This is a genomic window from Trichocoleus sp. ST-U1, assembly GCF_039961835.1.
Classification (GTDB): domain Bacteria; phylum Cyanobacteriota; class Cyanobacteriia; order Cyanobacteriales; family FACHB-T130; genus FACHB-T130.
The window spans coordinates 1-15,056 of record NZ_JAMPJZ010000111.1 but is presented as its reverse complement, the minus strand read 5'-3'; the positions used below and the strand labels follow the sequence as shown (position 1 = coordinate 15,056).

Below are 15,056 nucleotides of genomic sequence, written 5' to 3'. Positions count from 1 at the left end.
CTTATCTCTTCCCGCTAACCTTACCCCTCAGTGGTAGCCTTTCTCTACATCCCTAGTCCACCGTGAATGTGCGTATGTGAATGTGCGTAACTATGAGCTTTACATAAAGAAATGTTTAAGCAAAATTACTGAGAATGCTGCTTGTCCTCTATCTGAATAAAGGAGATCGGCTTGTGAAGACAAAGGTTAATGTTGCGGGCGGATCGGAATCTCAACAATAAATTCAGTTCCCTGCCCAAGTGTGGAAAAACATTGCAATTGACCGCCGTGTTTTTCCACCACAATCTGGTAACTAATTGCTAACCCTAGCCCTGTCCCTTTACCAATCGGTTTTGTAGTAAAGAAAGGATCGAAAATACGTTTTTTGACTTCCTCTGTCATCCCAGGGCCATTATCAGCAATGGCAATCAGAACCCGACTTTCGTCTACGACACAGGTGCGAATCCGGATTGTCGGTAATTGGTAATCGCTGGTTGACAATTGGTTATCTGAATGTTGTTCTTTCCGTTCCCATGAAGACAAACAAGATGCCTGGGCTATTTCCTGGTAATGTCCTTTTGTCTTTGAATCATTACTCATTACTTCTTCCAAAGTATCGATCGCATTAGCCAGAAGATTCATAAATACTTGGTTAAGCTGACCTGCATAACACTCTATGAGCGGCAGCGAACCATACTCCTTAATCACTTTAATAGCCGGAATTTCTGTCTTAGCCTTCAGGCGGTTTTGCAGAATTAATAACGTACTATCTAGCCCTGAGTGAACATCGACCTCTTTCATTTCTGCCTCATCAAGGCGCGAAAAATTCCTCAAACTCAGGACAATTTGACGAATTCTGTCAGCCCCCACTTTCATCGAGGACAGCATTTTTGGTAAATCTTCAACTAAGAAATCTACTTCTATCGCCTCCGCTTCGTCTTGAATCTCAGACACCGGATTGGGATAATGCTTGGCATATAGCTGCATTAGGTTTAGTAGGTCTTGAGTATATTCATTAACGTGGACAAGGTTGCCGTAGATAAAGTTAACTGGGTTATTAATTTCGTGGGCAACTCCCGCTACTAATTGACCCAAGCTAGACATTTTCTCGGTCTGAATTAATTGCGTCTGAGTACGCTTAAGTTCTTGTAGAGTTTGGGATAACCGTACATTTTTTTCATTTAGCTCATGCGTCCTCTCTTGGACTTTTTGTTCCATCGAATTGTAAAGCATAGCATTTTCCAGAGAAATTGCTACCTGAGCTGAAAGTACTCTTAAAACTTCTATCCTATCGGGAGTAAAAGCTCCGGATGTCAGATTATTTTCTAAATAAAGAATACCGATTAATTTCCCTTGATTAAGGATAGGCATACAGAGAACGGACTTCAATTTATTTAGCTCTATATAAGAGTCATTAATAAACTTTCCCTCACTAGCCGCATCATTTAGAACCACATCTGAGCGAGTTCTTTTTACATAATTAATCACTGTCAGAGGTAACTCTTGACAACCTTTAAGCGGAGTTGACTGCCGAACAACAACCTCTTTTGATTCAACCGATGAACGGGCTTCAATCAGCAGTTTTTCATCTCTTACCAAGAGTAGTAAACCTTTTTGTGCGCCAGCATTCTCGATAGATATTTTCATTAAAGAAGCCAGTAACTTATCCAACACGATACAAGCAGCGATCGCTTGACTAGCTTTCATCACAGTGGTGAAGTCCAACGTATTAGAACTACTACCCGTAGAGGAATGTCCAGTAGTCGTGGGAGTATCTTTAACGCGAGGCAGAATAGATGTTTTAGTCAGAAAGTGCGGATATTTTTCATCTAAATCTTCTACTTTGCGCTTAGCTCCCCAACGTTGATAGCCGTAATAAGCTTCTGTAATATGGACTTTAGCATACTTCTCTTTTCCTTTCGCTAACCAAAACTTAGCAGCGAGTTCATTCGCTAAAGCTTCATTCTGAATAAACTCATTTTCTTTTGCGGACTCAATGGCGCGTTCATACAAGTCTATCGCCTCTAAATCATTGCCAGTGATGCGACTAATTTCAGCTTCTACTAACAGGTACTTGTGTAGAAAGTTTTCTGGACAGTTGTCTGCCCAAATCTTCATCTGCTTTTGATTCGCTGCTAACGTCTCGCAAGATTGTTTTTGTACAGATTCTGAAGCATTCGGATAGAGAGCAACTAGAATCAGTGAGTGATAAAAGTTATGTGTAGATACTGAGATATGACCGAAAATAGAAGTAAGTAGCTTTGAAGCTAACAAACTACTGTTCAAAGCTAAATCCGGTTTTTCGTATAAGTAAAGAATTTGGGCTTTTAAAATATGGAATTCACAAATTGCCGCCGAACTTTGATGTTGTTCGCAACTTGTCAAGAAGTTGGATTCGCTAATCCCATCATTTTCAAAAGATAAGGTTCCAGCAGTCATGCCTATCAAGTTCGACACCGCTAGTTTATAACCTAAAATTATATCAATTGCCCATTGATTTTTACTCTTTTGGCAAAATAGCAAAGACTGAGGTATTTGTTTTAAACTTTGCTCTAAACTTTTACATTGATGGAAGGAAGCAATGACTTTGTGAAGACGAGTATAACCTGCCCATTGCAAATCTCCAAAGTCTAGCCCCGTTTTATATGCCTCATCATTAATTGTATGACTAAACTTAATTGGCTTCACCCAATTGCTCAAGTAATTGGCAAGAACCACCAATTCTGCACATTTTTGAGCTACATTATTAAACTTATTACTTAGTTTAGTTGCTAAGACCCCAAACTCATAACCAGAGTGAGAATTCCCTAAAATTGCGCTGAGTATCATTCCATAACACGAGTAGCTATACGCTGCTCCTGATGCATAACCATAGGTGAGAGAAAGATTAACTGTTTTAACAGTAACTAGCTGCCAAAGGTCAAAATTGACAAAATATGCTAAAGGCCCCATGTTTGCTAACAATTTGACTGCTGCTTTTACTTCCGGAATTTTTATTGCTTCTAAATTAATTAAAGACCCAATCTCATGGGTTTCTAATTTCTTATTAACTTCGCCTATTTCTAGCTCAACTGCTGTTGCTAATTCCCCTTCAGGTAAGTCAATTCCTAGCAGACTAAGAGCATTACGACCTGCTTGAATTGCCTCTTGATATTTCGCAAGCATGGTATGCTGCACAATTAGCATATTATAAACTTCAGCTTTGTCGAGAACTGATTTTGCTTGAGATAGGGTTAGATCCAGCAAGGCTTCAGCCTGAGCAAAATTACCGTTTAAATACTCAATTTCGGCTCGTTTTTTATGCAATGAAAAAGCTAGATCGTAGCGTTTTACCCAAATATCGCTTGGTAAAACATTCATACAAGCAGTCAAATAGTGAAGTGCTGAGCTGTATGCGGTTGCATCTTTCGCTTTTCGAGCTGCTTCCAAATTCAATATTATTAATTCAATTTTTGCCTCTTCATCGACAATTAAGTCAGAACCGATATTTAGATGATCGACTAATTTAAAAATTATTTCTATCTGGTCTTCCAAAGGCGTACTTGCTAAAAGGAGATTGCCAATTTTGAGATGAACTGCTTTTTGAAGCGAGTTATCAATCAGTGCATAAGCTGCATGTTGCACGCGGTCGTGTGAAAATTTATAATTAAAAACTAATAGTTGAGAACTAACCCCTTCCTCTTCGGTCGTTTCCAACACAGAAGTAGGCTTAATTAATTCTTCTTTCAGAGCTGGCAAAAGGTCTTTAAAAGTTTCATAAATTGATTTCTCATAAATGATAGACAGGGTATTTAAATCGAAACTATTGCCGACACAAGCTGCTAACCGTAAAGCCTGCTGTGTTGAATTCGGCAATTTTTTTAATTTTCCTATCATTAATTCGACAACATTATCAGTAATACCCAACGCTTCAATTTGAGCGATGTCCCATTGCCATAGGGCTTTACTTGCCTCTTCTTCCCCCTGAGTAAGAAAGGTCTGAGGGGGGGTGAAGGTAAGCAGGTTTTCCTGATATAGGGTTTTTAGAAATTCATTGACAAAGAAGGGATTTCCTTCTGTTTTACGCAGGATGAGGGAAGCTAAGGATCTTACTGATTCCCTATCCGTATGCAAGGTGTCAGCAATCAAGTGGGTAATATGCTCAAGTTCTAAAGGTGCTAGATTAATCTGGTTGATGATAGCTCCATCATCGCGTAAACTATCCAGCGTAATCATCAAGGGATGAGTGGAGCTGACTTCATTATCCCGATATGCTCCAATGAGAAATAGATAGTGCGTTTGATCATCCGTCATCATCAACTCCATCAATTTGAGCGTGGCAGAGTCAGCCCACTGCAAATCATCCAGAAAGATGACTAATGGATGTTCTTGTTGGCAAAATACCCGAATAAAGTTTTGAAAGACTAAATTAAAGCGGTTTTGGGATTCAGTTGGCCCTAATTCTTGAACTCTAGGCTGAGAACCGACAATGAGTTCTACCTCAGGAATAACATCAATAATAATTTGCCCGTTAGAGCCAAGGGCTTCTAGGAGTTTTTCTTTCCACTGGTTGAGCTGTGCTTCGCTTTCCGTTAAAAGTTGCTGGATTAAGGCAGAAAAGGCGCTGACAACAGCAGAATAGGGAATACTCCGCTGAAACTGGTCAAATTTCCCTGAAATGAAATAAGCTCGCTGTTGAGTGATTGGTTTATAAATTTCTTGCACTAAACATGACTTGCCGATGCCAGAATAACCCGACACCAACATCATCTCAATATCCCCTGGCATTGGCTTACCAAACGAGAATTGGCTCACTCGTTCAAATGCTGTTAGTAAAGTATTAATTTCTTGCTCTCTGCCATAGAGCTTCTCAGGGATTTGAAATTTATTAGAGATATCATGACGACCGGGAGAGAACTCTGGAAGTTGGTTATTTATTTCTAATTGAGTTAGACAATATTCTAAATCTGCTTGAATTCCATAAGCACTTTGATATCTATCTTCAGCAGTTTTAGCCAGCAATTTCATAACAATGTCCGAAACTGCTTTGGGAATGTTTTGATTAAGCTTATGAGGCGGAATTGGCGTAAGCGCAATATGATTATGTACTAACTCTATTGCATCAGTACCATTAAAAGGTAGTCTGCCAGTGAGAAGCTCGTAGAAGGTAACGCCAAGGGAGTAAAAGTCAGTACGATAATCCAGCGAACGATTCATTCTGCCAGTTTGCTCTGGCGACATATAGGCAAGAGTGCCTTCTAAAACATTGGGATTTTTTAGGGTAGGGTTTTCCCGCGACAAAACGCTGGAAATCCCAAAATCAATAAATTTGACTTGCCTACTTTTTGGATCAAAAACAATATTAGATGGATTAATATCTTTGTGAATAATGTTTAAATTATGCAGTTTAGCTAAAGTTTCAACAATTTTTATAGTAATTTTCATAGCGTCTAAAACTGTAAAATTTTGTTTGTCCATCAATATCTTTAGAGATTGACCCCCAAAATCCTCCAAGAGCATTACTAGAGTATTTTGATATGATTTTAAATCATACGCTTTAGCAACACCATCTATATTCAACGAACGGGTAATTTCATATTCTTGCTTATACCTAGAAATTTCTTCTGGTAATGGATAGTCTTCTTTGATAACTTTAAGAATAAGAGGCAAATTATCCTGAAGTCGGCATCCTCGATACACAAGCGACTTGCTACTTTCATAAATTAGCTCAAAAATCTGATATCCCGGAATTGTTCTCATAATTATTCCATTTACGGATTTGTAGGCGATCCAGTCCAGTTAGAGACGCTTTTTGTAAGTGAACACTAGATCAGCCTATTGTGCTGAAGTAAAATTAAAACTTTATTCGATTAATTGAAAGCGTATTTATACGGAAATATAGTTTGCTCCTCAGTGAATATCAGTGTATACACAGTTTGGGCAAGTCATCTTTCTGACACTCTAAAAAATGTAACCTAAAATACTAATTGCTTTGTTGACTTGTCCAAATAAATGTAGCCAAATGTTAGAGATAGTTTGAGTAAAAAGGATTAAAAGAGTCTAACCAAGTGTATTTTAATGCTTGTAAAAACATTGCTTGCCATCTGGAACTGCATCTAATCCTCGTTCAAAAAACTTATTCTTGAGATTCGCCTGCCAGTGGTGAATTTTTAAGGATTGCAAGACCAACCGAAAAGACTGGGATGTTAATGATTTTACAAAAAATATATAAATCTGTATTTATCAATAAAAAATGTTTTATGTCTAATTTTTATAAAAAGTTAACAAATGGACTTTTTTCTTAGTTCTACTTTAATTACTATATTTATTTGATATAAAGTTGACATACATATACGAATCCAAGGAAGTGAGCTTGAGCTGAAATTTTACTGATTTTCATTTATGAATGCCAAGTGCAAAGTTAAAAGAGGATTTATGCTATTTTTGAAATTTTAATTTTCTCCTTTTAACACGGCAGAATACTGAATTAAGAATGGAAAATTTTAGGCAAGATAGATATTTATTAATACATACAGAATTGGAGGAGAAAATGACTCAAGAGAAAACGTATCTAGAATTGTCAGAGTCAGATAGTAGTTCTCACAAATTTTATGAAGTAATTGTCAACGGTACGGAAGTATCGATTCGTTACGGTCGCATTGGTGACTCAGGACAAACTCAAGTTAAAACCTATCCAACCCCGGAAAAAGCTAAAGCTGAGGCGACCAAAAAGATTAATGAGAAACTGAAGAAAGGTTACGAACAAGCAGTTATGGGAGTGCGAAGTAAACGTCCCGTGACTCGACGGGAAATAAAGAGCGATCGCTCAACTGCAAACCAAGCACCTGTAGTTTGGAAATTCGCCTCTTCTTCCCCTGCTTTCGGTATCTTTATTGACAACTCGCGCTGTTGGTTTGGCAATCAAGCGGGTCAAATTTTTGCTCTCAGCCATACGGGAATTGTGCAAAATCAGTTTCGTCTTCCTGACGGCGTGAAGTGTATTGTCGCTGATGAAGGCTGGCTTTATGCGGGATGCGATGATGGCAAAGTATACGATTTGACAGGGAAAATTCCCCGTGTTGCTTATGAAATTGCCCTCAATGTGAATATCTTCTGGCTGGATATCAAAGATGCCATTCTCGGTGTTTCTGATGACGCTGGAAATGTTACAACTATCAATCACGAAGATGAGTCTCAATGGACTAAAAAAAGTAGTGGCGAGTATGGCTGGATGGTGCGCTGCGATGAAATTGGTATTTATCACGGTCACAGCAACGGCGTAACCATGTATGACTGGGAAGATGGAACGAAGATTTGGAATCAGAAAACTCGCGGTGAGGTGCTATTTGGCTGGCAAGAAGAAGCATTTGTATATGCTAGTACCAGTGAGAATCAAGTTTATTGCTTCACCAAGAAAGGGGAAGTTAGCACAATTTATCAATGTGATGCGCCTGTTTATTCTTGCGCGACTGCTGAAGAAGGTAAATATGTCTTTGCAGGCGATAATTGCTCCTCAATTTATTGTTTTACTCAACAAGGAGAGCGTCTTTGGAAACTAGCCACTGGCTGCGGTTCTGCTTTTTCCATGCAGTTTATAGATGACCATCTCTACATCGTCACCACCGATGGTTCTCTTGCTTGCATCGATGCTAGTGAAGCTGCAATCAAAGCGGCGCAAGCGGGTACAGTTCCCCAGGCTATTAACATTAAAGCACCTACTGCCGTTGCCGCAGCCGTTCCTTCTAATACTTTAGAAACGACATCGAACGCCAGTCAGGGAGTAATTGTCGAGTGCTTTAAAGAAGGTGGGAAGTTAAGAATTCGCGCTGTTTCTCCTGGTTATAATCCCAGTTGGAAAGTGCAATTTCCTCAGGAGATTCGCTCCGAAGGTGCGCGTTATCTGGTGGAAGAGGTGCGCGAATCTTCTCGTGGCGGATTTTATCGTGCTTTTGGAGATATTAAGAAATTGGTTTAGTTCAAAGATATGATTCAGTAGGCTGGGTTGAGGCTACGAAACGTAAAGTTAAGTAGTTACGACTACATTTGTTGGGTTGAACGATAGTTCAACCCAACAAATAAGACTGCTTTTTCTGTGGTTCTTTTGTTACGAAACAAATAGGAATGCTATAAGTATTTGTTGAGTTTTTCTGTTGCTCAAATCCAACCTACAATTATTTTTAAATGGCGTAATTTTTGGAATTGGATGGGTGAAGGCTCAACTCTACCAAAGTATAGGGGTTGCCAAAGTTCTCTTGAATTTAGGTTATGTTATATTTGTTGAGCCGTTTTCCACTCCGAATCAAAGAACACTAAATCTTCTCTATCAGATTCCACATACGCTGCTTCATTTTTGGATACATCATTAAGAGATAGTCCAATAATGAGACTTGTTTTATCGCTCAAGAGCATAAAACGGCGATGTTCTTTGTCGGATTGAAGTATCCGAATTTCTCCTGAATATGAGAAATTTTTTAAAAATTTTTTTGCATGAGTATTTGTTAGTCTTGGTCTGTTTGGGTTCAAAACTTTATTAGAAGTCAGAACTCTTAAATCCGGAGAAATAGAAACTCCAAAACTTACTAACTTTGAGAAATTGTCTAGAGCTGAATTATCCAGATAAGGGTCAAATATTGCTTCAACTTTAGAAACATCTATTAACTTTGCTAGACTTTTCAAATTCTCTTCAGGCTTATCTTTTTGGAGACGTGTTGAGGTGTATGTATAACGCCTTTTATCCTTGTCTTGTTCTTCTTTGCAGAATGCAGCAAACTCTTCGGGTGCAAATTTTCTTCCACCGCTCGGATGAAGTTCTTGATTGTCTTCTTTTCGATAGATGTACTCGCAAGCAATATTATTAAACTTTGTATCACCGTTAGGGTGCCAGTCTTCTATACAGGCTCCTGTAAGCTTTGCTCCTGTAAAGTCTGTTGCTAATGCTTTTACTCTGACTAAGCAAGCTCCATCGAGAATTGCACCAGTCAGGTTAGTGTTACTAAGATTAGCATCGCTTAAATTAGCGTTGGTAAGATCAGCACCACTAAAATTAGCGTTACTAAGATCAGCACCACTAAAATCTACTCCTATGATAGTAGCATTGCTAAATTCGGCTTCCTGTAGATAAGCTCTGGGCATTTTGACCCAATTCAAAATAGCTTTTTTGAAATTTGCCCTGTATAATTTGGCTCCCAAAAAAAGCGCATTTTTGAAAGTAGCATTGCTAAAATCAGCTTCATTAAAAATACTCCTAAAACTCTCAACACCTTGAAAATCAGCATAGCTGAAATTCACAGAACCACAGTTAGCGTCAGCTATTTTAGTTCCAATAAGTCTAGCTTTTATGAGTTTGGCGTTACTAAGCTTTGTATTATTGAAGTGAGCAAAGCTAAGGTTCGCACCCGTAAGGTTGGCTCCACTAAGATCCGCCTCATATAATCCGGCTCCAGTGAGATCGGCTTCACTGAGATCGGCTTTGCTTAGAATAGCTTTTCCAAGAACTACTCCGCTGAGGTTAGCTCCTTGAAGATTAGCCTCCTTAAATTCAGCTCTTTTGAAATTTGCATTACTAAGGTTTTCTTTGCTGAGATTGGCTCTATGGAAGCTAGGTATGATTTGTGAATTCATTCCACGCCAAGCATTCCAAACATTCACTCCTTGCTAGAGTATAGCAAGATGGTATGGATCTGGTGCGTCGTTTGTCCAAACTAGCTTAAACATATTCCATAGTCCTCAGTTATCTTTAAGCAAAGTAAGCGTTACTCACTTACCCCAGTCAAGGTGAGTTCAACGAAGTTAGGTTATTTCAGTCTAGCTAATTGACTATGAATTGAGAATGATTGTGTTGTCAGTGAATTTCTCTGCTTACTGGGTTACGCTGTTGCTAACCGACCCCACGCAATCATCAGATTTATGAATTTTATCCTAGTTGATCAAAAACACCTTGGCAGGGGTAGCATTAGTCACTTTAGCTTTGTGTATCTCTATATTGCTCAACGTTAAAAAAACAGTCCTATTGAACTAACCTGCGAATCTTCCCATAAGCAACATAAGACCCCCCATTCTTAGCTTCTTCCACTTCATCAACAACATAAAGAACATTTTCTTCTCGAATGTCGCGGGGAAAGCGGATGTTGTAGTTAGGATCGTACCCATCCGACACGACTCTCGCTCTCAATTTACTGCCTTCTTTTACGCACTGGACGAGAACCCCATCACCTACAGTATCAATTGTTTCTAAATCAGCAGCAGAAGCAGGTGCATTCAGCTTTTGTCGTTTTGGACTGGAAGAATATGTACCATTTTGAGATGATGCGGCGCGTTCTTGTCCGGGTTGCACTAAGCGGCGAATGTTACCAGAGACGCGATAAAAACTACCGTCAGCAGATAGATTGATTTCATCAACGATGTAGGTGACACCTTCTTCCCGAATATTGCGGGGGAATTGCACATTGAAATCAGGATTGTAACCGTCAGAAATGACGTGAATCCGCAATTTACCACTAATGCGATCGCATTTTACCAAAACTCCCGCATCGACGCTGGAAACCGCTTGTAAGCTGTTAGCACTCGCAGCAAGTCCGCGCAATTTCAAATCGCCGCGATCGCGTGTAAGAGCCTGGTAAGATTGATCTCGCATCTCCTTGCGACTGACACTATCAAACTTTCTGCTCTCCAGGCGTTGTGCATAATAATCCAGTTGTTCCATCTCTTCGGCAACTTCAAAGGATTCATGCAATGCTTTGAGCTTTAAATCCTCAATCGTCTTGCGAAGTTTCTGGGATGCGGCGGTATAATCTCCTTTGTCAGCGAGTGCGATCGCTTCATCTTTTACCTTACCAATCCTCAGCTTACTTGCTTGCTCCACAACCGCTGCATCTGGCTGCATATTACTGGCTGATTCACCATCAGCAACCGTTATACTAATTGGGATTTCGTCAGTGAATTGTTGAATGCTGCCATCGACAACCGCTTCATATTTATAAGCAATAGTGGCAATATTTGTCACCCCAATATTTGTTTGCAGATGTATTGACAATTCTACGGCTAACTGCTTATTTTCTACCTCATAAACATCGCCGCAGAAAACTTCCAGGTTGTTGCCAATCGGATTGGATCGGTAATTGTTGAGAATCCCAGTAACTTGAACAGAATCTTCTGGTTGCAGCGTCACAGTCAGATTTTGGGCGACAACAGACGTGAGGCTTTCCAGTTCAATTCTGAATACGTCAGTAGCATCGTCAGGTGATTGGATGAAATAGAAGTTCCCCCCGGCAGCATTTGCCATACCGATGAGCAAATCTTCATTAAAATAAGTTCCAAACCCCAAAGTTGTTGTAATGATTCCTTGTTCGGCTTGCTGTCTTGCAGTGTTAATTAATACTTTATAATCAGTAATGCCAACATTCGCCTGTCCATCTGTTAATAATAAAACGCGATTGATGCGTTCTGTGGACTGCTGAGATTTTACCTTGTCGCATCCCATCAACCAGCCGCCACTCAAGTTAGTACACCCGCCAGCTTTCACCCTACCAATTAGCGAACGAATGGCAGCTTTATCCTGAACCAGTTGGTGCGGAAGAATTGTTTCTGGCGTATCGTCATAAATTACAACTGAAAGAAAATCCTCCGGTGTCAAATATTCCACAAGCCTTTGTGCAGCTTGAATAGCATTCTTAAGTGGCGCTCCCGCCATCGAACCCGATCTATCAACTACTACACTTAAATTAAGCGGAAGACGCGGTACTTTGTTGCGCGTTTCTTCTTCAGCCTTGAAACTAACAATCAAGTCTACAGTGGACGGGGTAGCGGCTGCAATAAGCGATTGACTCAGGGAGTAAGTTGCTTTCATTTGTAGCGTCCTCTAGATATTTTGTGCAGTTTCTAGCGTCGAGTCGAGAATACCGTTTTTTTGATTTGTGACTTAGATAAACTACAAGAGTAGAGATGGAAATTTCCGATTTTTTATGGAGAAAATTGCATATTTTTCAACTTCCAACAAAATCAAAACTTGTAGAAGCATAGCAATGCCATGCCCCTACAGATATATCCCTAACACGTGATATTTTTTTCAGTATTACCGTCTGTATTTATCTCGAATTCGTCGAATTTGCTCTTGAAACTCAACACCCTTTTGCGGATTAACCATAGCGACAAAATTGGCATAACCCTGAATCGAAGACATCACATTATCAGAATTTCCCCAATGCTTACCTTCCAAGCCATCTTTCTCGATTTGGAACAAAGTAGCACGAAAACGTTTTAGCTCTTTTTTAGAAATATTAGGATAATCATTCACCACAACTCCAGTAACTTCCTGCTGCCGATTTTTCCGCAATATTCTAGTCTTCTGTTCATTAATCGTAAACCCTTCGTGAGTCACGATTGACTGAGTGCGTTTGAGAATGTTGCAGATATTGCGGAGGCTATCACCAGAAGCAGAAAAAGTTAAATCGTCAGCGTAGCGAGTATAAACAAAACCCAATTGTTCAGCCATACTGGTAAGTCGTCTATCTAAGCGGCGACACATTAGATTCGTAATTGCTGGAGAAGCTGGCGAACCTTGGGGTAAATGTCGATCTGTGAGTGCTACATAATAAGTTTTGCCGTCTAATTCAACCTCTTCGATATCGGGTTGGGTACACAGCAACCCGAAAATTGTTGCCGCAGCTTCCGAATAACCGAATGATTGAAAAAGTCCTTTCACTCGCTTATAGGAAATTGAGGGAAAGAAATCTTTCAGGTCAAAATTGATAATTACGTCACGTTTTACGTGAGGTTGAGCGTTGCTGACAATAGAGCGATCGCGTCTAAAACCATGAGCCGCATCGTGCAGTTCCAGCTTTTCTAAAATATTGCCCAAAATCCAATGCTGCGCCTGCTTCAAGCGTGGCATCGGTGCGGAAATCAGCCTTTCTCCACCCGTTTTTTTAGGAATCTTGAAGCGGATATAGTGAGAAATTGTCGAAGTCTTGCGGGAAAAAGCGAGAAAGCGCAATTGTCCCACAGTAATTCCCATTGCAGCGGCAATTTCGTAGGGTGTACCGCACAAAGGTAATCCATAACTTCGCAACCTTTCCTCATTGCACTCAGTATAGTTGAGTCCACCTGAGACATCTTCACCGAGATAAAGGATTTCTCGCTCTTTTCTTTGTCGCCAATCTTCCGCTCGTTCTTGCCTTTCCCGTTCCCGCCGTTCTTTCGTCTCCTGTCGCTTTCGCCGCGACTCGGCGAGGCGTTGCTTGAGTAGCTGCTTGCGAAGTTGCTTTTCGTTGTGAAGACGCGAACTCTGCTGTCGCAGTTCATCAAGTTCTCGCCGGATCTCTCCCATCCGCCGAATGTCATCGGCTGGATCTTTCGGTATCTCGCCTTGTGCAGGCCAGAACCCATAACGTATCATCTCTTCGAGGATAAATTCCTCTTTGCCCGTTTGTCGGATGCGATCGTAGAGTTCCTGGCGGGTACGAGGCTGATCTGACATATTTGTGCTGGTGAAAGTAGCGAAGCGATTCAGGCAATGTGGACAGTATAGTATAAATGTACTAAATCTAAAAGAGTAAACGGAGAATAGCATGAGTATATCGAGACTTATCGAACGCTTGAACGATCGCGCTCATGACTCAGCTCGTGCTACTGATTTAGGACACGGCATCTTAGACGGGAAAGGTAATCCTGTTTTTTACGTCGCCCATTCGCCCGCGCTACCACAGCATATAGTGGCTACTGAGGAGTTGCTTGGCTTTCAGCTTCCCGATCTTCTGCGGGAAATGTACCTCAAAGTTGGCAATGGTGGTTTTGGCCCAGGTTACGGCCTTATCGGTGTTAAAGACGGTATGGTGGAGGCTGGAAGCTCGATAACCAGTTTCTATGTCAGCTCTCAAAAGACTGATCCAGATGAGCCTATGTCGCATTGGCCAGATCGTCTACTACCCATCTGTTCATGGGGATGCGGGATCTACTCGTGCATCGATTGTTCCAAACCGAACTCTCCAATTATTGTTTTCGATCCGAATGCTTCTGACTACTTGCCTTGGGAGGAGTGCTTTATACCCTATACTCCATCATTCGAGGCTTGGATTGAAGCTTGGCTTGATTGAGTGGATTTGTGGGAACAAATTTATGGTGAACCGCTTGAGTGCTAGTGAGTGCTAGCATTTTGCTTCTTACAGGCTGAGGGCATAGAATTTTTAGACGTTTGCGATCGCAGTATAGAAAAATGTAGGGTGGGCAGAAATCTGCTCACCCTACCGTTGCAATTGGAATAAAAATTACGCGCAGCTGTCAGTTGGTTGCCCCTTCGTAAACATCTCTGGACTAGATTGCTCAACTCAAGCGGTCTCAGGGCTACCCCCTTCTTACACTTCAGGGAAGTCCCACCGGAAAAGGGGGTAGCCCTGAATGACCGCACAGTTAAGAGCAGGCTAGTGGTGCATGGCTAGGCTAAACGCAAGGACGACGATCCATCGTCCGGATTGCAAGGCTGTTTACCAACTGATTAGGTGCGCGTGATTCGTCAATACTGACGGGCGTGTTGCATTCGCAACGCCAGAATGTGTTCGCAAGGGCCTTTGTACAGTTTATTCTGTTGATGCCAGTTGCAAGTACATTCTGCGGCTATCATACGCTCATCTGCGTCAACTGTCAATGAGGGATTCAAGGTTTTATCCTTGTCTGAAACATTACCTTGCAGAGTAAACGCTCTTGTAGCATCGCTGGTAACATTAGTCACCTGCACAGCATTGTAAACCAAGAAACGGGTTGCCTTCTCTTCTCGCTCATTGGCAAAGCGCAGGCGTTCCATCGGCAAAGGTTCTCGCGTCAGTTCCCGCACCCGATAAACTTGCTTATTTAAGTCGTAAATCGCACGTCCCGCTTGTGTATAAGCACTTAAAGCACCGAGAACTACGGCACGGTTTAAACCAAGGCGTTCCGCAAGGGAGTCGGGACTCTCTACCCAGTTCTTCTTCAGCGCCTTGAAAATTTGTTGCTGCGTCCATTTGTCGATGTCGGCGCGGGGTGCCATCAAGTCAAAGTTACCAGATTGCGACCAGTCGTTTGCCGTCCATCCCGATAAACCGAGGGTAAAGGACATATCGCCTAAGTCA

At 41.1% G+C, this 15,056-nt stretch carries 7 protein-coding genes; 2 read left to right on the top strand and 5 right to left on the bottom strand.

The window, feature by feature from the left end; translation table 11 throughout:
• Window positions 1–186 precede the first annotated feature (186 nt).
• Complete coding sequence (locus NDA06_RS24255; RefSeq protein ID WP_190536127.1) at window positions 187–5,718, bottom strand: ATP-binding sensor histidine kinase; 5,532 nt, start codon at window positions 5,716–5,718, stop codon at window positions 187–189.
• A 790-nt stretch (window positions 5,719–6,508) separates the two neighbouring features.
• Here NDA06_RS24255 and NDA06_RS24250 point away from each other — a divergent pair.
• Window positions 6,509–7,933, top strand: coding sequence for a WGR domain-containing protein (locus NDA06_RS24250; RefSeq protein ID WP_190536126.1), 1,425 nt, complete (start codon window positions 6,509–6,511; stop codon window positions 7,931–7,933).
• Between the two features lie 293 nt (window positions 7,934–8,226).
• Here NDA06_RS24250 and NDA06_RS24245 read toward each other — a convergent pair whose 3' ends face one another.
• From NDA06_RS24245 to NDA06_RS24235, 3 genes are all read right to left on the bottom strand, one after another.
• Window positions 8,227–9,579, bottom strand: a complete 1,353-nt coding sequence (locus NDA06_RS24245) for a pentapeptide repeat-containing protein (RefSeq protein WP_190986498.1) — start codon at window positions 9,577–9,579, stop codon at window positions 8,227–8,229.
• Between the two features lie 385 nt (window positions 9,580–9,964).
• Window positions 9,965–11,803 carry a VWA domain-containing protein gene (locus NDA06_RS24240; protein ID WP_190986499.1) on the bottom strand — a complete coding sequence of 613 codons (1,839 nt, stop codon included), beginning with the start codon at window positions 11,801–11,803 and terminating at the stop codon, window positions 9,965–9,967.
• A gap of 225 nt (window positions 11,804–12,028) precedes the next feature.
• Window positions 12,029–13,432, bottom strand: coding sequence for a reverse transcriptase family protein (locus tag NDA06_RS24235; protein WP_190986500.1), 1,404 nt, complete (start codon window positions 13,430–13,432; stop codon window positions 12,029–12,031).
• A gap of 91 nt (window positions 13,433–13,523) precedes the next feature.
• Here NDA06_RS24235 and NDA06_RS24230 point away from each other — a divergent pair, with 91 nt between their 5' ends.
• Window positions 13,524–14,048: an SMI1/KNR4 family protein gene (locus NDA06_RS24230; RefSeq protein WP_190986501.1), complete on the top strand. Its 525-nt coding sequence runs from the start codon at window positions 13,524–13,526 to the stop codon at window positions 14,046–14,048.
• Window positions 14,049–14,464: 416 nt separating this feature from the next.
• Here NDA06_RS24230 and NDA06_RS24225 read toward each other — a convergent pair.
• On the bottom strand, window positions 14,465–15,056 hold a 592-nt coding region (locus NDA06_RS24225; RefSeq protein ID WP_348251889.1), incomplete at its 5' end, for an SWIM zinc finger family protein.

Bases quoted from the DNA above. Each gene is read 5' to 3' on its own strand.
- NDA06_RS24245 (WP_190986498.1), bottom strand. From the start codon at position 9,579: ATGAATTCACAAATCATACCTAGCTTCCATAGAGCCAATCTCAGCAAA.
- NDA06_RS24255 (WP_190536127.1), bottom strand. From the start codon at position 5,718: ATGAGAACAATTCCGGGATATCAGATTTTTGAGCTAATTTATGAAAGT.
- NDA06_RS24240 (WP_190986499.1), bottom strand. From the start codon at position 11,803: ATGAAAGCAACTTACTCCCTGAGTCAATCGCTTATTGCAGCCGCTACC.
- NDA06_RS24235 (WP_190986500.1), bottom strand. From the start codon at position 13,432: ATGTCAGATCAGCCTCGTACCCGCCAGGAACTCTACGATCGCATCCGA.
- NDA06_RS24230 (WP_190986501.1), top strand. From the start codon at position 13,524: ATGAGTATATCGAGACTTATCGAACGCTTGAACGATCGCGCTCATGAC.
- NDA06_RS24250 (WP_190536126.1), top strand. From the start codon at position 6,509: ATGACTCAAGAGAAAACGTATCTAGAATTGTCAGAGTCAGATAGTAGT.